This is a genomic window from Streptococcus mitis (assembly GCF_003942965.1).
GTDB lineage: Bacteria > Bacillota > Bacilli > Lactobacillales > Streptococcaceae > Streptococcus > Streptococcus mitis_BH.
Window position 1 is genome coordinate 1 of the sequence record NZ_RJOG01000005.1, and the last position, 20,131, is coordinate 20,131.

Consider the following 20,131-nt stretch of genomic DNA (forward strand, 5'->3'; position numbering starts at 1 on the left):
AGGTTTGCTACTTATATTATGTGTAAATTCATAAATATAGTGAAAATTTGTATGTAAAGATTCAAACTCGAATGGTTTAATTTCCTTGATTTCAATATTATTGATATAAACCTTATTTTGGAAAGTTATCTTTATAATCACAGCAATAAATGTCGCAATTTGTAAAATTCGTAATAGCCAATCAATATACATTGACCAATCTATGTTAAAAACACAATCAATATTCATTCTTTTTTCAGTTTTCTTTCAAAAAGCCTTCCAAATCTCGTTCATGCTGATATTTGATAGCCGCCTTTTTGTCTTTTTCAAAAATGGTCTTGGTTAGATCTATGTCGTTGATGGCCGCAATTGCGACAGTGTAGTGAATGATATCAGCCAATTCTTTTGCTAGTTCCTCGTTCGAATCTTGAACTCCCTCTTTTCGACCAGAGCGTCCATTTAAAACCTCAGCAACTTCTCCAACTTCTTCTACTAGCTTAATAAAAAGCCCTTCTTCTGTTCTAGATTGTCGGTAATGGTCAAGTAAATATTCCTCTAGTTGTCTAACTGTTAAATCTCTCATTCTTTCTCCTTGCAAAAAAAGCGAGACATTCGTCCCGCCCTTCTTATTTTTCGTCAATAACGATTCTTACTTTTTTGTCTTCAGTTGGGACAGAGTAGACAATCGTTCTTATCGCAGAAATAGTGCGACCCTTACGACCGATTACACGACCCACATCGCTTTGATCAAGATCCAAATGATATTCCAAAAACTCTGGTGTATCTTCAATCTTGATAGTTAAGACATCTGGTTGTGAAATCAAGGGTTTCACAATCGCAATAATGANATTTTCAATCGTATCCATCTGTCAACCTACTTTAAATTTATTTTGAGAATTTAGAATCGTGGAATTTCTTCAATACACCTTCTTTTGAAAGGATGTTGCGAACTGTATCTGAAGGTTGAGCTCCATCAGCCAACCATGCAAGAACGCGGTCTTCTTTCAAAGTTACTTGGTTTTCAGCAACAAGTGGGTTGTAAGTTCCAACTGTTTCGATGAAACGTCCGTCACGTGGTGAACGTGAATCTGCTACGTTGATACGGTAGAAAGGTTTTTTCTTAGAACCCATACGAGTCAAACGGATTTTAACTGCCATTTTTAAAGTCTCTTTTCTTATTTTTTATTTCGGTGAAATAGCTGAGCTATTTAGCACATGTTCTATTATAGCAGATTTCTAACAGGTGTCAAGAAAAAAACTTGACAGACTATAAAATTTTTAAACCATTTAGAATTTTGTTATATTTTTAAAGAAAAATCAGAAAGAGAATGTCATGAATCCTACTTTAGAAACATTTTATAAAGACCACCAAGTCAAACCCTTCATGACAACTTTTCAGAAGAAGAATTAGCAATCGTGGCTACAAATTAACTCCAAAGGGAGAGCAGATACTGAAACAGTACCAGGATATTATCGACCGTCATCCAAAGAAGAATCTCTAATCAAGTGATTTTGGGTTGGCTTCCTCTTAAACTGTCTTGTCACTAACATTTGAAATCCACTTCCTTTTAGGGTACAATGGTAGAAATAAATTTTTGAGAGGAATAGAATGAAAAAACTAGCAACCCTTCTTTTACTATCAACTATAGCCCTAGCTGGGTGTAGCAGCATCCAACGCAGTCTGCGTGGTGATGACTATGTTGATTCCAGTCTTGCGGCTGAAGAAAGTTCCAAAGTAGCTGCCCAATCTGCCAAGGAGTTAAATGATGCTTTGACAAATGAAAACGCCAATTTCCCGCAACTTTCTAAGGAAGTTGCTGAAGATGAAGCCGAAGTGATTATCCACACAAGTCAAGGAGATATCCGCATTAAACTCTTTCCTAAACTCGCTCCTCTAGCAGTTGAGAATTTCCTAACTCATGCCAAGGAAGGATATTACAATGGTATCACCTTCCACCGTGTTATCGATGGCTTTATGGTTCAAACTGGAGATCCTAAGGGTGATGGCACAGGTGGCCAATCTATCTGGCACGATAAAGACAAGACAAAAGACAAGGGAACTGGTTTTAAAAATGAGATTTCTCCTTATCTTTATAATATCCGTGGTTCACTTTCAATGGCCAATACTGGTCAACCAAATTCCAACGGTAGTCAATTCTTTATCAACCAAAATACAACTGATATTTCTGCCAAACTTCCTACAAGCAACTATCCTAAAAAAATCATCGAAGCCTATAAAGAAGGTGGAAATCCTAGTCTTGATGGAAAACACCCTGTCTTTGGTCAGGTTATCGAGGGTATGGATGTTGTAGATAAAATTGCCAAAGCAGAAAAAGATGAAAAAGATAAACCAACTACTGCTATCACCATTGATAGTATTGAGGTTGTGAAAGACTATAACTTCAAATCTTAAGAAATGAAAAAACAGTATCAAAATTGATACTGTTTTTTCATTTTGTACGTTAGATAAAAAGTTTGATATTTGAAACAATATTCACCACCCAAACACTTTCAGAATTGATTTAATACTTGAATCAAATGCCTTATTTAATTTCTCTAATTCCTTCAAATGTGACGTTTCTAATCTTATAAGCGGAAAGAATGGGAACCTTTCCAAATAAAAATGATAGAAGAAAAAATGAGATAATGCTATTGATAACGAGAACAAGTCCTTCTCCTCCATCATTAATAGACAAATAAAGTGCCAAACAAGCTATTATAGGGACACTAAAAATATAGGCATCAAAAACTTGCTTTCTTGCAGATACTGGTTTAAAAATCATCTCATATCTTCTGCTAGAAGAAGGCAGTAAAGCTTTAACATTTTTACGTTCTTTCCCTCTTGTAAAATAAAAAATCAAGTAGGAGAATAGTATAGATGCGCAAAATACTACTAATTTTAAAATTATCTGTTGACTAATATTGTACTCTTTAAAAAAAGTTTTCAATAAAGAATAAACAATGACTATAAGAGGTTGGACCATGATTGCCACATATGAAGCTTTAAACTTATTAATCGGGGTACTAAAATTGAGATCCTCTCTATTTAGTTCCGTCATCTCAATCGTTAATTCCTCCGCTGGAACACCCCAATAGTAGAACTTAGGAGTTATTGAACTTGCATCTAATATATATTTTTTCCCATTTAGTTCTACAAGTTGATGACAAAAATACTTCGTTTCTTTAACATTAATTTCCAAAATTACCACCCAAACACTTTCTGAATTGATTTAATACCAGAATCAATACTATTTCCGACTTCCTTGATACCTGCATCAATTTTGCTTCCAACTTCTTTGATACCTGAATCAATATTACTTCCCATTTCCTTAACACTTTTTTCAAGATTGTCACCCATCTCGTTTGCTATATCTTTGATTCCAAGAAAAATATTTTTATAAGCTAAACCTACCGTAAATCCAACAGCAGACTTGCTACTATAGTCCATTAATAATTTTTGGGAGGCTAGTTCTTTATTACTTCATATTGGTGCGTTTTATTTGTAATGAAAGATACCTCCTGCCAATTTATCAGCTAGCTTGGGAAAGAGAGTATAAAACTTATGGGCTAGGTTCAACAACATCGGTAGATTGAGTTCGCGTTTGTTTTTCCCAATAATTCCTATAATCTTTTTAGCCACTTTATCTGGCTCTAGGAGAAAGCGTTCAACTGACTGGAGATAGGCACCATCTGGATCTGCTTGGTCAAAAAATGCTGTTCGGATAGGGCCTGGATTAACCGTTGTCACATAGACTCCATAAGGTAGAAGTTCTAATCGTAGGGCATTTGAAAAACCAATAGCCGCAAACTTAGTTGCTGAGTACAAACTTGATTTAGCTGTTGCAATCAAACCTGCCATGCTGACAATATTGATGATATGACCTTGCCTCTTCTCCTTCATACGAGCACCAATTCGACGAGAAAGGTTCATTAAAGCAAAGGTATTAACCTCAAACATCTGATGAAGATCCTTGTCAGAAATCTGGTCAAAATCTTCAAAGATTCCATAACCAGCATTGTTGATTAAGACATCAATCTTGCCATAGCGAAGATAGAGGTTAGCAACCAAGGTTTCTAGGGCTGAGTCATCGGTAATATCGATTTCAATCAATTCTGCATGTGGATGATTTCCGTAGAGATTAGCTAATTTTTTTTGACTTCTACCAAGTAGGATAAGTTGGTCGTCAGGCAAACCTTTGACCATTTCTTGAGCAAGTCCACCACTAGCTCCTGTTATCAGAATCGTTCTCATTTTTTCCTTTCTGTGGATCTTAGATTTCCACTTCTTCTAAGTCNTTGACCACGTGGACATTTTCAAAGATAGTAGCTGCATCATTCTTAAGCTTGCTGATATCTTTTGAGAGGAAGCGAGCGCTAATATGATTGAGCAAGAGGCGTTTCGCTCCTGCTTCTGTAGCGACTTGAGCAGCCTGCATATTGGTTGAATGACCATGGTTGCGAGCAATTTTCTCATCTCCCTTACCATAAGTCGACTCATGGACAAGGACATCCGCATTAACACCTAAGCGTACACTGGCATTCGTTTTTCGAGTATCTCCTAAAATGGTGATAATCTTTCCAGGACGTGGAGCAGAGATATAGTCTGCTGCCTTGATTTCGGTTCCGTCTTCCAAAACAACATCCTGACCGTTTTTGATTTTTCCAAAAAGTGGGCCAAATGGGACGCCAGCAGCCTTGAGTTTTTCAGCATCCAAGGTACCTTCTAGGTCCTTTTGCATGACACGATAGCCAACGCAGAAAATAGTGTGATCCAACTCCTCTGCATACACCGTGAATTTATCAGTCTCAAGGATTTTTCCTAAAGAATCTTGGTCAAACTCATGAAAATGAATGCGGTAAGGCAGGCGCGAACCTGACACACGAAGACTGGTTAAGACAAATGACTTAATTCCTTGCGGACCATAGATTTCCAAATCTGTCTGCTCTTCATTGGCCTGAAAGGCCCGGCTAGATAAAAAACCAGGTAGACCAAAAATGTGGTCACCATGTAGGTGAGTGATAAAGATTTTGCTGACCTTACGTGGTCGAATTGTCGTTTCAAGAATGCGATTTTGCGTACCTTCTCCACAGTCAAAGAGCCAGACTTCGTTAATCTCGTCCAAGAGTTTCAGAGCGAGACTTGAAACATTGCGGGCTTTAGAGGGCTGACCTGCCCCCGTTCCTAAAAATTGAATATCCATTCGATACTTTCTAATTAATCAATATATAACATGGCTGTGCGGTTTTCCGATCGGAAATAGCGCTTGCCAGAAAAAGCTGTGGCTTCTTGTAATAACTCCTCTTGGCTGTAGCCTTTGAGACGCTTACGACCGTCAGCCAAGCTTTCCAAATCTGTCAAAGCTGTAAGTTTTTCCACGCTAACAACTTCCTCGTCCTCGACAGCCTTCATGTAAATCTTGCCAGACTCCTCAAAGACTAGCTGATGAGGGAAAATTTGCGCAATTTCAAAGAGCAAGTCTTCTGAAATAACCTCTTTATTTTCAGAGAAAATTCGACCCAGACCCTCACTCTCATAACAAAAACCAAAGGATTTACCAGACAGATTAAGCCGAATAAAAGGCTTATTTTCTAGGTTGAAACTCGGCTCAGTATTGTAAAGATTCAGTTCCTGACTGAGTTCCGCAAAATAATCCGTCGCTGCTTCAGGACTCTTTTTCTGGTAGAGTTCTGCAAAGTAAGCATTGACCACGCTGGGAGGAGGAGTAATCAGTGCCAACTGCTCCTGCTCTGTTCTACCAGCTAGAAGTTGGTCCAGATAGACCTTATCCAGACTTGTATAGCCCCCATATTTTAGAGCTAAGGTTTTGATATCAGTCATAAAATTCTTCTAACCTCCATTTGTTTTTCTCGAAAATGTAGCCTCTAATCACTTCGCCGTCATCTTGATAATCACGTTCTTCAAGAATCGCAACACTTTCTAAATCATGAATCTTGTAGGACTTTGAAAAAGGCACGCGCAGGGTAAAGGACTCAAAAATATCCTTGATTTTCTCTAAAAACAAAGCCTGCAAATTCTCTCGACTATCCTCAGACTTGGCAGAAATGAGCGCATAGGGCGTTTGGGTAGGCGTGAAATCCTCCACCAAATCCGCTTTATTATACAGAGTCAGGCGAGGAATATCCTCCATGTCCAGGTCTTTCATGATGGACAGGACTGTTTTTTCATGCTCTTCATGGTAAGGATTGCTGGCATCGATAACATGAACCAAAAGGTCCACATGCTTGCTTTCTTCCAAGGTAGACTTGAAACTAGACACCAACTCTGTCGGCAAATCTTGGATAAAGCCAACTGTATCTGTCAAAGTTACTTGAAGATTGCCCCCCAGATGAATACTCTTAGTCGTCGCATCCAGGGTCGCAAATAATTCATCTGCTTCATACTGGGTCTTGCTGGTCAAGGTGTTCATGATGGTTGACTTCCCAGCATTGGTATAACCAATCAAACCAATCTTAAAGGTGCTTGACTCCAAACGTTTTTCTCTGACAGTCGCCCGATTTTTCTCAACCACCTTGAGCTGGCGCTCGATATCCGTGATTTGATTGCGAACACTACGACGGTTCAATTCCAGCTGGCTTTCACCAGGTCCACGGGAACCAATTCCTCCTGCCTGACGGCTGAGCATAATTCCCTGACCAACCAAGCGAGGCAAGAGATATTTGAGCTGGGCTAGGTGGACTTGGAGCTTCCCTTCATGGCTTCGAGCTCGCATGGCAAAGATATCCAAAATCAGCTGCATACGGTCAATGACCTTGACACCGAGAACTTCTTCTAAATTGACATTTTGCCTTGGCGTAAGACGGTTGTTGACGATGACAGTGGTAATTTCTTCTGCATCCACCCTGAGCTCAATTTCTTCTAACTTACCAGAGCCAACGAAGGTCTTGGAATCATATTTTTCACGTTTTTGTCTGTAGCTATCTACAACGACTGCCCCAGCTGTCTTAGCCAGACTGGCCAATTCTTCCATGGAGAGGTCAAAATTGTCCATCCCCTGCAATTCCACACCAATGAGCAGGACCCGCTCCTCTTTTTTCTCCGTTTCAATCATCTAAAAACTCCTCTATCTGGCTTAAAATGCGGTCTTTTACACCAGCTTCTCCAATCTGATAAAAGGTGACCTGCATGCGATTACGGAACCAGGTCAACTGACGCTTGGCAAAACGACGAGTCGCCTGTTTGAGACTCTCACTAGCTTCCTCCAAGGTCTGCTCTCCACGGAAATAAAGAAAGAGTTCCTTGTAACCAATCCCTTTAGTAGCCTGCACATCTGGATAATGGTCAAAGAGCCACTTGGCTTCGTCTAGAAGTCCAGCTTCAAACATCAAATCCACTCGATGATTGATTCGTTCATATAATTGACTGCGCTCATCATCCAAGCAGATAATCAGTGGTTCATACAAGGTCTCTTGATTTTCCAAATCCTGACCAAAATGGGCAATTTCCAAGGCACGCATAGCACGACGACGATTAAACTGGGGAATCTCAAGGCCAGCTTGCTCCACCAGATGGGCTAATTCCTCATCTGAATATGGCTCCAAACTAGCTCGATAGTCCAAAATCTCCTCATGAGGTGTCTCCCCACCCAGGTGGTAACCTTCTAGCAAGCTCTGGATATAAAGTCCAGTCCCACCAGCAATAATGGCTAGTTTACCACGACTGTGAATATCCTCAATAACCATCTTAGCTTCTGAAACAAAATCAAAAGCCGAGTAAGACTCGGTTACCTCTCTAACATCGATTAAATGATGAGGAACAGCTGCCTGCTCTTCTGGACTAGCCTTGGCCGTCCCAATATCTAGACCGCGGTATACCTGCTGACTATCGCCACTCACAACTTCGCCACCAAAGCGCTTGGCGACTTCAATGGCAAGAGCCGTTTTTCCAACAGCAGTTGGCCCAACGATCACAATTATTTTTGTTTTCATCTTTTTTCCTTGAAAAATTCCCATTTTTTCGTTACTATTATTATAACACAAAAAGGTCAGTCAGAAAAATGTGACCTCTTGAAGGGGCTGGCTGGTATAGAATATAAAGGAGGAAGACTCATGGCTAAAGGATTCGCTAAAGGTCTTGTAACAGGTGTCGCAGGGACTGTCGCTGCAGTCGCAGGTGCAGTATACGCATTTAAAAAGAAAGTGATCGAACCAGAAGAGCAAAAAGCAGCTTTCATCGAAGAAAACCGTAAAAAAGCAGCTCGTCGCCGCGTATCACGTTAAGAAACAAAAGAAGTTGGGATTCATTGTCTCAACTTCTTTTTTCTGTTCTTTTAAATAGCTAGGTCAAACTTCAACTGCGGTTTGACAGGGTCATAATCCACCAATTCAAAATCTTCTGCTTTGATATCAAAGAAATTAGTCCCATCTGGCACATTCAAAACCAAACGTGGTTGGCAGTTTGACGGCTCACGACGAAGCAATTCCTTAGCTTGTTCAAATTGATTGTCATAGATATGGAGGTTGTTGATAAAATAGAAGAACTTACCAACCTTCCAGCCAAAATGCTTGGCAATCATCATTTGAAGAGCCACATACTGCATAGCGTTGATATGGTGGGCAACTAGCATGTCGTTCGAACGCTGGGTCAAGGTCGCATCCAGATAGATTTCTCCATCAACACGGCGGACATCAAACATGGTCTGAAAGGCGCAGGGGAGCAGCCCATCTGTTTCTTCGAAAGCTTGGTAATCCCAGAGCGAAATGATATTGCGACGGTTCCAAGGATTGGCTTCCAACTGCTTGAGAAGCTTATTGATGATATCGTGTTTCTTAACAACAGCACCATAGCGCTCACCAATGGTTCCTGTATCTCCCACTTCCCAGTCATTCCAGTAGTGAACATTGTACTTGCTATTCAGCACTTCTAGGCTATTTGATTGGTCTTGGTAAATCCAGAGCACTTCCTTGATGGCGGATTTGATGGCAATGGGACGCAAGGTTGTGATAGGAAATTCTCCTTTAGATAAGTCGTACTCAGAAAAGGCACCCGTTACATATTTAGAGTTGGCAACTGTCCCATCCTTGTACTTAGGACGAGCCTGCTCTGAAAAGACACCGTCTTTGAGGATTCGTTCAATATTTTCTTTAAAAATCGTATCTGCTTTTGTCATTCTCTCTCACCTCATTCATTGTCCTAACTAGTATAGCATAAAAAAAGAAAGGAGGAAAATCACTAGCTTCTAGAAAGCAATTTTCTCCTTTTTTATTTTACTGCAATACAAGTGATGCTGCTCCAATAACTCCAGCGTCATTTCCTAGAGTTGCAAGAGCCAATTTAGTTGTTGTGCGTACTTGTGGGAAGGTATTTTCGTCGTAGACTTTTTGAACACCTTGTAGAAGGAATTCTCCTGCAGCTGACACACCGCCACCGATGACGATTGTTGATGGGTTTAGGATTGATCCGATGTTAGCACAAGCAATTCCCAAGTAACGTGAGAAGTTACGGTAAACAATCAAAGCAAGGTCATCTCCTTCTTTTGCAAGGTCAAAGACAGTCTTAGCAGTTACTTCTTCTCCATTATCAATCAAGCGTTTCAAGGCTGCATCGCCTTCGTATTCATCCGCATAACGACGAGTCAAGTTGACAATCCCTGTTGCAGAAGCGACTGTCTCAAGACAACCTTTCTTACCACAGGTACATGCGATTGGTTGGTCAAAGTCAACAGTGATGTGGCCAAGCTCACCTGCTGCACCAGCAACACCGTGAAGCAATTTGCCTTCTGCAACGATACCGCCACCAACACCTGTACCGAGTGTCATAAAGACAACATCTGGTTGATTATCTCCAGCACCCATCCAACGTTCACCAAGAGCAGCTACGTTGGCATCATTATCGATGAAGAATGGAATACCCAAGGCTTTTTCAATCTTTTCTTTAATTGGTTGAAGGGTTTTCCAGTTGAGGTTGTATGCACCGATAACAGTCCCTTTTTCACGGTCAACCACACCTGGTGATCCCATTCCAATACCTTGGAAGTCTGCTGCTGCCAATCCAAGCAAGTCCAAACGATGTTGAATAGACTCAATCATATCATCTACGATATGACTTCCCTCATCCAAAATGTTGGTCTTGATAGACCATTTTTCTTGGATTTCTCCTGCTGTTGTCAAGATTGCAAATTTGATAGAAGTTCCACCAAGGTCAATCCCAATAATCTTTTGACTCATCATATTCTCCTTTTTCATTGTGTAATAATTGAAAATGCTTACAGTACTAGTATAACAAAATTTAGTTACTTATGCAAAGGTTTGCATAGTTTTAACAAGAAATTTTAATCAAGATAATCTCCACCATCAAATCCATAGTATTCCTCAAGCGTTAAACCACTCGCTGCAATATCTTTAGCTTCTTTTCCGACATAACGTAAATGCCATTCCTCATGCATATAACCTGTGACACTCTCTTTGCCTTTAAGGTATCGAACAACAAATCCATAGTCTGCTGCATGATCCAATAACCATTGAGCCGCACCAGCATCTTCAACTAAGTTCCCATCTGTCCCAATTACATCAAATGCAAGTCCTGTTTGGTGTTCACTATAGCCAGGTCTAGCTGAATAACGATCAGCCGCAGCCTGACCTTCTTTATTTACGTAGCTTTGATATAATTGTGCTTGAGTTCCATAACTTCTAAATCCACTATAGTTATTGCCGATAGCATAGCCTTCTTTTTGCATCTGTGCAATCAGTTTTAAAAAGGCAGCTTTAGCAGTTGGGTTTTCACCTGGATTGTAGTCTTTAGACAATGGATAGTGTTTATTGGCAACAACAATCTCATCGTATTTTCCTTGAATGCTATAATATAAGCCTTTATTAGTTACTTTAGAATTTGAGTTTGAATTTGATCTCCACAAACCTGAGTTATCTACATAATAACGCCCACCATCTACCCATTCATTGACAGCCATTTTACCATCTGATTTTAGATAATAAGAACCTTGCCATGCATTACGAGCATACGATCCATCTGATTTTAGATAATACCAAGCTTGGTATGAAACATCGTAAATCCACTCACCTTGTGCCATTTTACCATTTGATTTTAGATAGTAAGAACCTTGCCATGCATTACGAGCATACGATCCATCTGATTTCAAATAGTACCAGGCTTGATAGGATGCATCATAAACCCATTCACTCTGAGCCATTTTACCATTCGATTTAAGATAGTATGAACCTTGCCATGCATTACGAGCATACGAACCATCTGATTTCAAATAGTACCAGGCTTGATAGGATGCATCATAAACCCATTCACTCTGAGCCATTTTACCATTTGATTTAAGATAGTATGAACCTTGCCATGCATTACGAGCATACGAACCATCTGATTTCAAATAGTACCAGGCTTGATAAGATGTATCATAAACCCATTCATTCTGAGCCATTTTACCATCTGATTTTAGATAATAACTTCCCTTCCAAGTATTGGTTACAGGATTTCCCTTGTCATCATGATAGTACCAAACTCCATCCTTTTGAACCCATCCACTTGTGATTGCTGAGCTAGAGTTTGTTTTTACCTCAGTCGATTTCCTAGGTTTGAAAGCCCCCTCAGGAGCATTTTTCAGTTCACAAGCTACACCATCATGATCTTTATCTAACTTAGCAGAATAACCAGGTTCTCCCTTATGAATATCCGCGTATCCATTCGCCCAAGCTTCCTTACAGCTAGAAAAATGAATGTTTTCTTCTGCTGACACAGGTTGTGAAAACAAGGCTAAAACTGGCAACGTAGCCAGACTCATTTTTAAAAATAGACGTTTATTCATTTCTTTCTCCTTTAATTATGATATCGATTTCACTATTATTTTATCAAACTTATTTCAGCAATTCAAGGAAACTTCTGGTCTTTTCTACAAACTCTTTTGGTTTAGCCACATTCAAGACATGAGGACTATCTGGTATAATCTGAAATTGAGATTCTGATATTAGTTTATGAAGACTTCTCATAGAACTAAGATTCGGTTTATCTTTGCTGCCACAAATTAGTAAGGTTGGATAAGGACAAGTTCTTGATATATCAGTTAAATCAAGTGTCTTCAATTCCTCAGAAACTCCGACTATAAGAGCTTTGTCTGCTCCCTGTTTTTCAAATACTCTTTTGGGAAGTAATTTAAATATCAGCAATTGAACATAAAATAGGATATTCCCTGCTAATTTTAGCGGACATCCTGATAGAACCAAAGCTCGAAGATTTGGTAAATCGTAACTGGAAAGTTCTAGTGCCAGGGCAGCACCTAAAGACAATCCAACCAAAACAAAAGGTTCTGTCTCTTGAGCTAGGTACTGATATACTCGCTTCTTGGTGTTTTGATAGCTGCTAACTCCAGAAGGAAATAACTCGATAGCCTCAGAAGGATAATCTGTCAGCAGACTCCGAACTTCTTTCCAACTCTCTGCTGACTGCCCTAACCCGTGTAAAAATATCAGTTTCACCTAGTTCTCCTCTAGGCCCAATTCATACAAGCCTCTCACTGCATTACAGCCGTAAATAGCTTCTGCTTGGGCTAAATCTGCCAAGGTCAAGACTTTTTCCTCTACCTGTCCTGTTTCCATCAAATGCTGACGATAAATTCCTGGCAAGATTCCCAGTCGGATAGGCGGTGTGTAGAGTTTCCCAGCGATTTTCAGAACCAAATTTCCGATAGAGGTTTCAAGTAGCTCTCCAGACTTATTGTGGTAAACCTTCTCTTGTTCCCCTAGGCTCAAATGCGGTCGGTGAGTCGTTTTGAAATAGGTAAAGGCTTGTCGCAAATTGGCTTTCTGAAGGCAGAGTTGGGCCTGACAAAAGCTTGTACTGAGGGGTGTTAATACTTGGCGATCGACTTCTATCTCTCCAGATTTGCTAAGGCTAATTCTCAAGCGGTAATCTTGATTAGCATCACAAGCCTGACACTCTTCCTCTATCTTTTGTTTCAGTTCTTCTGGATCAAAAGGATAAGCAAAATACCGACTAGCTTTTCTCAGTCTTTCCAAATGTTGTTCTTCAAACAACAAGTTCTTCTGGCTGATTTTCCCTGTAGTAATCAGTTTGTAACGAGCTTGTTTACGATAGAGAACAGCTGCCTTTTGATGAACCTCGCGGTATTCAGACTCCCAGGTGCTATCCCATGTAATACCTCCGCCAACTCCATAGATGGCTTTCCCTTGATACAGTTGAATAGTCCGGATAGCAACATTAAAAATCCGTCGTCCATTTGGAAGCAAAAGACCAATCGTTCCACAGTAGACTCCACGCGGTTGTGGCTCCAAGTCATTTATAATCTCCATAGTCGCAATTTTCGGAGCTCCCGTTATGGATCCGCAAGGAAAGAGAGAATGGAAGATTTCAACAAGGTCCACATCTGCTCGTAACTGACTCTTGATGGTCGAAGTCATCTGCCAAACGGTCGAATACTGTTCTACCTGACAAAGACGTTCTACATGCTCACTGCCCACTTCAGAAATACGGTTCATATCATTGCGTAAGAGGTCCACAATCATCATATTTTCAGAGCGATTTTTAGGATCCTGCTCCAACCAACTAGCCTGTTCAAGATCTTCTTGGTCAGTCACTCCACGCTGAGTCGTTCCCTTCATTGGTCGCGTAGTCAACTCACGGCCATTTTGCTCAAAAAAGAGTTCTGGACTCATGGAAATCACTGCCATCTCATCGTGTTCCACATAGGCATTGTAGCCTGCCTCCTGCTCTACCACCATACGATTGTAGATGGCAAAAGGATTGGCACTTAAGTCCTGCTTTAGTTGAACAGTATAGTTGACCTGATAGGTGTCTCCCTGCCGCAAATGATGCTGAATCTGGGCAATCGCCTTTTCATAGTCCTCTGCAGACGTCACTTCCAGCCAATTTGAAGGCAAATCAACCTCATCATAAGTCAGAGGAATAGGGGTAGTTTCTACGCTATCATGAACGGTAAAAAATAGCAGGTACTCTGCCAGTAAAGGAGCTTTATGAACTGCTAATTTCTCCTCAAAAGCAGGTGCAGCCTCGTAGCTGACATAGCCCACCACATAATAGCCTTGCTCTTGGTAACTTTCCACTTGTGCCAGCATGGCTGTTACTTCCACTAAATCTCTCGTTTTTAACTCTTTGATAGGCTGGGTGAAGGTGTATCTCTCCCCTAAAGCCCTAAAATCAATCACTGTTTTTCTATGCATATCTTAAGTATAGCACAAATTAAGAAAACCCTCATCCGCAAAGCAGATGAGAGATTTCAATTATTTAAAGATTGAAGTTTTAAAGCTGTTTGTTTGTTGAAGAAGTTTTTTGAATAATTTCTCTTTAAGTGATACAGTATTATCAAATTTAACTGATCCATTTTTAAGAGTTGCTTTATCTTTATCAACGGCAGCAGCAAATGCATTCTTCAAGTCTTCGTAACTACTGTATGTAGTACCGTCAATTGTAACAGGGTTAAATCCTGCTTTCGCTTTATCAACAACTTCTTTGAAGTATGCTTTCTTCCAATCTTCTAGAGTATTAAATTTACCATCAGAAACTTTCTTAATGATAAAGTCATCACCTAGAGTAGCATGACCTGCTTGTTTAGACTCATTTTTCAGCATGTTAGAAGCATAATTTAGGAAGCCTTTTTCATATCCAAAGTAACCCCACATACGGAAGGTGTTATGTTTGAATGACATTGCTCCTGGTGCTCCTTCACTTGTGTTACCACCATAGATACCAGCAGTGATAGGCACAGTTACATAGGCAGAGCCAAATCCAGTTGGATCATACTGACCATTACCAGGACCGTGTTTGGTCATGAAGTTTTTCTCTACTAAGTCGTTAACAGATGTTAAATTATATTCTTTTTCTTCTGCATTTAAATCTCTAACATTGTCGTATTGGTTCTTCGTATTAGCTCCACGAAGTTGCTTATCTACTTTCTTGAACCAAGCATTGTTTAGTTCTTTACTGCCTTTATCAATTACAGCTTCTCCTTCAAGATAATCAAGAAGCATAAGCGTATCATTGAAACCTTTCATGTAATGATCAATTTCAGCTCGAGAAGTAAGGTCGTTTGGATTCGTGTTATACCATTGATTTCCGTCATTTGGACGTTCGTAGGCCATGTTCAATCCTAGTGCTTTAAAGTCACCGTTTGGACTTGTTTCAGCAGGTGATTGTAACATACCTTGTGCGAACGCCTCTAGGTCAGTACCTTCACGGTGTCTTGAACCACCTAAATAAACCATACGGTCATTTACGTGAGTCGTTTCGTGAGTGAAGGCTGAGATACCAAAGTCACTAATCATATCAGTAACCATGAAGAAGACCGAATCATCCTTATAAGGGTTACCGTAAATACGAGCTACAGCTCCCATACGCCAGTCAGTAGCATGGTAGCGACCTGTTGGTCCGTATAATTCACGGATAGGTGCTACGTCTTTACCACTATTCGTATGTCCGTATTTATCTGTGCTGATTCCTTTATAGTTTTGGTTATCTAACACAGGTGTTGGTACCATGTTGTTGCTCTTAAGCAGTTGATTACGAACTTTATCTAATGATAAACGAGACCAGAAGTCTAGGTAATTTTGTTGACCTTTAGCGACTTTATTGATTTCAGCTTTGAATGCTTCGCGTTCTTCTGCAGTATTCTTACCGTATTTTTCAAAGGAACTGTAAGCCATAGTATTATATGTTGAGATTAAGAACATATGCGCATCTTTCAAGTTAAGAAGTGGTAAAATCATCTTACCGTGCATGTCGTTGTTTAATCCCTCGTAAGCTCTGTGTTTCTTATCAGCAAATTCAGGAGTTGTTGTTTTAGGTTCAACAATATATACATTATCTTTAGTAGCTTTTATGAACCAATCGTTTAAGTCTGTGTCACTTGTGAATAGACGCATATTATAGTCTAAGAAACTGTTTAACTCGCCTATACCGATAACTCCACCGATCGTTTCGCGATAAGCTTCTAAAGTTCTATCACCTTTAATGTTACTTTCTTTAGAACCAACCTTAATCAAGAAGTCTAACACACCAACATTCTTACCATAGAAGTCAGGTTTGAATAGCATTAATTCTTTAATATTAAAGTCATCGAATTTAACTCCGTAGTAACGGTTGAGGTAAGACAAACCAAGAAGAACTGCGGCCTTATTGTCATCGATTTTCTTAATCAAGGCACGTTTTGCAGCTTCATCAGTGTTAAGCTGGTGATCTTCATTTTCAACTAACTTCGTAACGAATTTATTAAGATTATCTTTAACATACTTGAAGCTTTCTTCTAAGTACAAATCTTTAATTGCATTGACTTTGTTGCCACCAGTTCTACCCAAGTGTTGGTAAATCGGGTCAGATTGCAATTCAACTGGACTTAACTTGCTTTCGATAGCGCTGATTAAATCTGAACGATCTTTAACCACCATATTTGGTGTATAAACGACTTCACCAAGCTCAGCGACACTGTATTCTTTCACTTGTTTAACTTTAGATTCTTTCGGTGAAATCGTAAAGATATCTTTTGTCTTATCAGCGTAGTGAACCAAAATATGGTCAGCATCTGTAAGGTCTGTGACAAAGTCATTGCCTTTCATCGCCGTTACAGATAACACTTCTTTCGTTAATAAGTTTGAACCTTCTGCAAGCTTGTTCCCTTGGTTGACAATCCATTCTTTGTTGTAGAACGGTTGAAGTTTTTCAACATTACGGTAAGCAAGTTCACGAGAAGCATTGTAATCTTGAGTATCCTTGTAAGTGTCAGATTTTGGTTTTACATTATTTAGTGTATCTGAAACAAGAGGATTGATAACATAATCATTAGCTGTAATTCCTAATGTTGCAATTTTCTTATCTGCTTCTTCTTGAGAAACCTCTTTAATTCTATCAGAGGTAGAGAATCTAAATGAACGCTTACCTGTACTTACATCTTTAACTATAAAGTTACGTTCTAAGGCATTGTTTGAGAAGTAACCATCATCTTCAGCGATATCTTTAGATCCATAGAATACTTCACCATTTTCAACTTTCATCATAGACACAGAGTCAGCAACTTTACCCCATGCCCAGTTTTTACTGATGAATCCACCTGTTTCAACAGGATCTTTTACTTTAATAGTTCCTTTTGTAACAGCATTACGGACAGCCCCGTATTTACCGATTCCGTTAGGGTCACCACTGTTGTCCGTTCTAGCAACAAGACCACCGATACGAGCTTTATTAGCTACCATATTAGCATCTACATAAGCTTTATCTATATTACCTTTCCAAAGCTCTCCGGCAATACCACCGAAATCCCAACCTCTGTTACCAACACCAGTAAGATTACCGATGAATGCAACATTTGTTAATTGAGCTCCCGTATCTCCTTTATTAATAATACCAGCAATTCCATCTCTTCCAAGAATGCTACCAGTTACTTTAATATTTTCAACCGTAGCATTTTTAACAGTTCTAGCAAGAGCAGAAATATTGTCAATCCAAGGCATATTAATATCAACATTAGCCAAGTTGACATCTTTAACAGAACCACCTTCAATACCACCAAATAGTTGACGAGACATATTGTGGATTGAATAACGTTGTCCGTCAACACTTGATAACTTACCTTTAAATGTACCAGGAACATACTCTTTATTTGGAGTTGGTACATTGGACGCATTTAGATCTGCACCAAGTTTAAACTCACCTGTTGGATTAGCTTGCATATCTTTTACAAGCTCGTTGAAGTTGTAGTAAACATTACCTTCTTTTAATTTTTGTTTTTCAAAGTAATGAACATACTCTTCGCTAAGTGTGTTATCAGCATTCCGTTGAATCAAATCTGGTGCTTTGGCAGTGACTTTGTATAAGGTTTTTCCGTCTTTTTCTACTTCTTCAATCTTGTCAACGGCCAGTCTTGTAACTTTGTTGTCGTGAGTTGTAACTCGTAGGTAAAGTGGAGCAACATCAGCTGGTTTTTCTGTCAGCAAACTAGTATCTGTTTCATTACCATCAGCATCCACACTCATCAAGCTTGTTTCTTTGATGTTTTTGATTTCAACTTTTTTGAGGTCAATTCTTAGAGGTTCTTCCTTCAGAACTTCTTCCTCATCACCCTCACCACGGTCATAAACCATCTTAGTTTCAAGTTTATAATCCTTGTAGTACTGCAAATCTGTCAGGGTAGTTGTCAAGTCATCAGGTGAAACATTCAAGGTTTTGACAATCTCATCACCTTTTTTCAGAGTAAGGGTAATCGATTTAATGGCTGCCTTACTTGGATTTTCTAGACTGTATTTAACATCTGAAGTACGCTTCAAATCCTTAGGTTCAACTGCTGTGATGGTCAATACTGGTTTTTCAAAACTCTTGGTACCACGTTTCAAAATTTTGTCTTGAGGTGCCTCAAGGATTTCCTCTGTAACTTTTGGAGCATCCTCTGTTTTAACTCCCTTAATGGTATTAAAGGTCTTGGTGATTTTTTTCTGGCCTTCTTTCCCTTCTTGAGCTACAACTTCTAAGCCTTTTTTCAGTTGGTCATCTTCTTTNACAACTTCCTTAAATGGAATCTTTTCAAGACTTTCTTCTACAAGGGTTCCTTCAATTGGTTTTGTCCCACGACTTACCTGTTGGTTTACAGGTTCCTTGGTAACTTCTGTGCTAGTTGAAAGAACTTGGTCAGTTTTAACACCTTCTACTGTTTTATAAGTTGTTTTAGTAACTTGACTACCTTTTTCACCATTTCTTACAACAGTTTCTTCGTCCGTATACTTGGTTGGATCCTCAGTCGTTTCAGTTTTGTAATCTAGGTCTGTAGTCGATGTTTCAACAAGGGTTCCCTCAGTTACTTTGTACTCAGGTAACTGCTCTTGTACAAGGGCTTGACCTGCTTTACCTTCTTCTTGAGTTCCTTTTACTTCGATTGGAGCTTCTGGTAATTCTGGCTGTGTTAGAGCTTGTCCTGCCTTACCTTCTTCTTGAGTTCCTTTTGCTTCTACTGGAGCCTCTGGTAATTCGGGTTGCGTTAGAGCTTGACCTTCTTTGCCTTCTTCTTGAGTCCCCTTCGTTTCAACTGGAGCCTCTGGTAAGGTTGGTTGTGTTAAAGCTTGGCCTTCTTTACCTTCCTCTTGAGTTCCTTTTGCTACTTGATGCGTTGGTTCAGCCTGTGGGGTTGGAGTTGGGGCAGGTTGCACCTCTTTCTTCGTTCCGACTGCAATGACTTGTGACACAGGATTCTGAACCACTTGGTCTTCGATGACTTCTCTAACTTCTTGACCATTAACCATTGATACTTTGGTTACAAGGCGACGCTGACCATTTACTCCAGCTGTGACGATACGAGTCTGTCCTTCTGCTAGATTAGCATCTGGGCTTGTGACTGTTTCAAACGGAATCTCCACCAACCTCTCTTCCTGTCTTGTCTGAGGCTTCTCAGAAACTGGTTTTGCTTTAACCGTAGGAGCAACCGGAGTTTGTGCCAAAGGTTTTTCAACAACAGGTTGGGGAGTGACAGCAGGTGTTTCTTGAACTACTTCTGTTTTCTCGATTTCATTTGCACTTTGCTTTTCTACTGGCAACTGAGGCTTCTCAGCTGAAGCTGGTCTTGATGGATGGAGTTCTGCTTCCTTGAAGTATCCGATGTATTCATAACCATCAATGTGGATAATCCCTTCAGCCAATCCTTCATGTGTAGAGGCCGAAATAGTTTGGTTATAAGAAAGCAATTCTTTATTTTCAAATGCGAATGTCCCATAAGGTACAAAGGTACTGGCTCCTAAAGAACCAATCAAGAGAACACCTAGAACCTCTTTGCGAACTTTTTTGGACACCAAAAAGACTGCTAGAGAAGCCGTTGCCAAGCCAAGACCTGCCAAAGCTAGTTCCTTACTTCCTGTGTAAGGAAGTTGTTGACTGTTAGTTGCCTTCTTGCGATAAACTACATAGAGAATATCTTCATCTTGAAATTCTGTTGGAACCTCATGATGAATCAGGGCTTTTTCAGACTCGGTCAATTCCTGCTCCGCCAAATAACGGTAATGAACGCTATGAGCACCACCGACTTCATTGGCTTGAACCTTATCCACTGAAAGGGTACTAGCACCAAAAAGGAAGGCCCCAATGGCTACAGGACCTACCCCAACAGTTAGCTTACGAATCGAATATTTTGTGATTTTTTCTAGTTGTTGTTTTGTTTTTTTCATT

General features: G+C 39.8%; 18 protein-coding genes and 1 pseudogene. 2 read left to right on the forward strand and 17 right to left on the reverse strand.

Features of this window, described 5'->3' with window-relative positions; all coding sequences use genetic code 11:
* The 4 genes and pseudogenes from D8837_RS09610 to rpsP all read right to left on the reverse strand — a co-directional run.
* Nucleotides 1–228, reverse strand: a pseudogene (locus D8837_RS09610) (hypothetical protein); the annotation flags it as partial.
* Nucleotides 229–235: 7 nt separating this feature from the next.
* Nucleotides 236–562, reverse strand: coding sequence for a MazG nucleotide pyrophosphohydrolase domain-containing protein (locus D8837_RS02185; protein WP_033688581.1), 327 nt, complete (start codon nucleotides 560–562; stop codon nucleotides 236–238).
* A 43-nt stretch (nucleotides 563–605) separates the two neighbouring features.
* Complete coding sequence (gene kphA / locus D8837_RS02190) at nucleotides 606–845, reverse strand: RNA-binding protein KphA (RefSeq protein ID WP_125456048.1); 240 nt, start codon at nucleotides 843–845, stop codon at nucleotides 606–608.
* A gap of 19 nt (nucleotides 846–864) precedes the next feature.
* On the reverse strand, nucleotides 865–1,137 hold the full coding sequence (gene rpsP, locus D8837_RS02195) for a 30S ribosomal protein S16 (protein ID WP_000268760.1): 273 nt from the start codon (nucleotides 1,135–1,137) through the stop codon (nucleotides 865–867).
* A gap of 451 nt (nucleotides 1,138–1,588) precedes the next feature.
* On the opposite strand from rpsP, the gene D8837_RS02200 reads away from it, so the two are divergent.
* Nucleotides 1,589–2,392, forward strand: a complete 804-nt coding sequence (locus D8837_RS02200; RefSeq protein WP_125456049.1) for a peptidylprolyl isomerase — start codon at nucleotides 1,589–1,591, stop codon at nucleotides 2,390–2,392.
* A gap of 130 nt (nucleotides 2,393–2,522) precedes the next feature.
* On the opposite strand, the gene D8837_RS02205 is transcribed toward D8837_RS02200, so the two are convergent.
* The 7 genes from D8837_RS02205 to miaA form a co-directional block, all read right to left on the reverse strand.
* Nucleotides 2,523–3,188 (reverse strand): hypothetical protein, encoded by a 666-nt coding sequence (locus D8837_RS02205; RefSeq protein ID WP_125456050.1) that lies wholly within the window; start codon nucleotides 3,186–3,188, stop codon nucleotides 2,523–2,525.
* Nucleotides 3,182–3,427 (reverse strand): hypothetical protein, encoded by a 246-nt coding sequence (locus D8837_RS02210; RefSeq protein ID WP_125456051.1) that lies wholly within the window; start codon nucleotides 3,425–3,427, stop codon nucleotides 3,182–3,184. The genes D8837_RS02205 and D8837_RS02210 overlap by 7 nt, the downstream gene beginning before the upstream one ends.
* A gap of 48 nt (nucleotides 3,428–3,475) precedes the next feature.
* Nucleotides 3,476–4,231 (reverse strand): SDR family NAD(P)-dependent oxidoreductase, encoded by a 756-nt coding sequence (locus tag D8837_RS02215; protein ID WP_125456052.1) that lies wholly within the window; start codon nucleotides 4,229–4,231, stop codon nucleotides 3,476–3,478.
* A 19-nt stretch (nucleotides 4,232–4,250) separates the two neighbouring features.
* Nucleotides 4,251–5,180, reverse strand: a complete 930-nt coding sequence (gene rnz, locus D8837_RS02220; protein WP_125456053.1) for a ribonuclease Z — start codon at nucleotides 5,178–5,180, stop codon at nucleotides 4,251–4,253.
* A 14-nt stretch (nucleotides 5,181–5,194) separates the two neighbouring features.
* Entirely contained in the window at nucleotides 5,195–5,818 is a 624-nt protein-coding gene (locus tag D8837_RS02225) for a cystathionine beta-lyase (protein WP_070842524.1), read from the reverse strand.
* Nucleotides 5,811–7,049 (reverse strand): GTPase HflX, encoded by a 1,239-nt coding sequence (gene hflX, locus D8837_RS02230; RefSeq protein ID WP_125456054.1) that lies wholly within the window; start codon nucleotides 7,047–7,049, stop codon nucleotides 5,811–5,813. The genes D8837_RS02225 and hflX overlap by 8 nt, the downstream gene beginning before the upstream one ends.
* A complete protein-coding gene (gene miaA / locus D8837_RS02235) occupies nucleotides 7,042–7,926 on the reverse strand; it encodes a tRNA (adenosine(37)-N6)-dimethylallyltransferase MiaA (RefSeq protein WP_125456055.1) in 885 nt (294 codons plus the stop codon). The genes hflX and miaA overlap by 8 nt, the downstream gene beginning before the upstream one ends.
* A 120-nt stretch (nucleotides 7,927–8,046) precedes the next feature.
* Between miaA and D8837_RS02240 the strand changes: the two genes are divergently transcribed.
* Entirely contained in the window at nucleotides 8,047–8,217 is a 171-nt protein-coding gene (locus D8837_RS02240) for a DUF3042 family protein (RefSeq protein ID WP_001051780.1), read from the forward strand.
* 50 nt (nucleotides 8,218–8,267) lie between these two features.
* Here the strand turns inward: D8837_RS02240 and D8837_RS02245 are convergent, their stop codons facing one another.
* The 6 genes from D8837_RS02245 to D8837_RS02270 all read right to left on the reverse strand — a co-directional run bounded on the left by D8837_RS02245 (nucleotide 8,268) and on the right by D8837_RS02270 (nucleotide 20,130).
* Nucleotides 8,268–9,107: a thymidylate synthase gene (locus D8837_RS02245; protein ID WP_125456056.1), complete on the reverse strand. Its 840-nt coding sequence runs from the start codon at nucleotides 9,105–9,107 to the stop codon at nucleotides 8,268–8,270.
* A 97-nt stretch (nucleotides 9,108–9,204) separates the two neighbouring features.
* Complete coding sequence (locus D8837_RS02250) at nucleotides 9,205–10,164, reverse strand: ROK family glucokinase (protein WP_020902451.1); 960 nt, start codon at nucleotides 10,162–10,164, stop codon at nucleotides 9,205–9,207.
* 104 nt (nucleotides 10,165–10,268) lie between these two features.
* Nucleotides 10,269–11,768, reverse strand: a complete 1,500-nt coding sequence (ldcB, locus tag D8837_RS09840) for an LD-carboxypeptidase LdcB/DacB (RefSeq protein WP_125456057.1) — start codon at nucleotides 11,766–11,768, stop codon at nucleotides 10,269–10,271.
* Between the two features lie 49 nt (nucleotides 11,769–11,817).
* Complete coding sequence (locus D8837_RS02260) at nucleotides 11,818–12,435, reverse strand: alpha/beta fold hydrolase (RefSeq protein ID WP_125456058.1); 618 nt, start codon at nucleotides 12,433–12,435, stop codon at nucleotides 11,818–11,820.
* Nucleotides 12,436–14,157: an aminodeoxychorismate synthase component I gene (gene pabB / locus D8837_RS02265; RefSeq protein ID WP_125456059.1), complete on the reverse strand. Its 1,722-nt coding sequence runs from the start codon at nucleotides 14,155–14,157 to the stop codon at nucleotides 12,436–12,438.
* 60 nt (nucleotides 14,158–14,217) lie between these two features.
* Nucleotides 14,218–20,130, reverse strand: a complete 5,913-nt coding sequence (locus D8837_RS02270) for a ZmpA/ZmpB/ZmpC family metallo-endopeptidase (RefSeq protein WP_125456060.1) — start codon at nucleotides 20,128–20,130, stop codon at nucleotides 14,218–14,220.
* Between the last annotated feature and the right edge of the window lies 1 nt (nucleotide 20,131).

Excerpts from the sequence above, each read along its gene's own strand:
- D8837_RS02185 (WP_033688581.1), bottom strand. The coding sequence starts at position 562 with ATGAGAGATTTAACAGTTAGACAACTAGAGGAATATTTACTTGACCAT.
- rpsP (WP_000268760.1), bottom strand. The coding sequence starts at position 1,137 with ATGGCAGTTAAAATCCGTTTGACTCGTATGGGTTCTAAGAAAAAACCT.
- D8837_RS02200 (WP_125456049.1), top strand. The coding sequence starts at position 1,589 with ATGAAAAAACTAGCAACCCTTCTTTTACTATCAACTATAGCCCTAGCT.
- D8837_RS02210 (WP_125456051.1), bottom strand. The coding sequence starts at position 3,427 with ATGGACTATAGTAGCAAGTCTGCTGTTGGATTTACGGTAGGTTTAGCT.
- D8837_RS02215 (WP_125456052.1), bottom strand. The coding sequence starts at position 4,231 with ATGAGAACGATTCTGATAACAGGAGCTAGTGGTGGACTTGCTCAAGAA.
- D8837_RS02225 (WP_070842524.1), bottom strand. The coding sequence starts at position 5,818 with ATGACTGATATCAAAACCTTAGCTCTAAAATATGGGGGCTATACAAGT.
- hflX (WP_125456054.1), bottom strand. The coding sequence starts at position 7,049 with ATGATTGAAACGGAGAAAAAAGAGGAGCGGGTCCTGCTCATTGGTGTG.
- miaA (WP_125456055.1), bottom strand. The coding sequence starts at position 7,926 with ATGAAAACAAAAATAATTGTGATCGTTGGGCCAACTGCTGTTGGAAAA.
- D8837_RS02240 (WP_001051780.1), top strand. The coding sequence starts at position 8,047 with ATGGCTAAAGGATTCGCTAAAGGTCTTGTAACAGGTGTCGCAGGGACT.
- D8837_RS02245 (WP_125456056.1), bottom strand. The coding sequence starts at position 9,107 with ATGACAAAAGCAGATACGATTTTTAAAGAAAATATTGAACGAATCCTC.
- D8837_RS02250 (WP_020902451.1), bottom strand. The coding sequence starts at position 10,164 with ATGAGTCAAAAGATTATTGGGATTGACCTTGGTGGAACTTCTATCAAA.
- ldcB (WP_125456057.1), bottom strand. The coding sequence starts at position 11,768 with ATGAATAAACGTCTATTTTTAAAAATGAGTCTGGCTACGTTGCCAGTT.
- pabB (WP_125456059.1), bottom strand. The coding sequence starts at position 14,157 with ATGCATAGAAAAACAGTGATTGATTTTAGGGCTTTAGGGGAGAGATAC.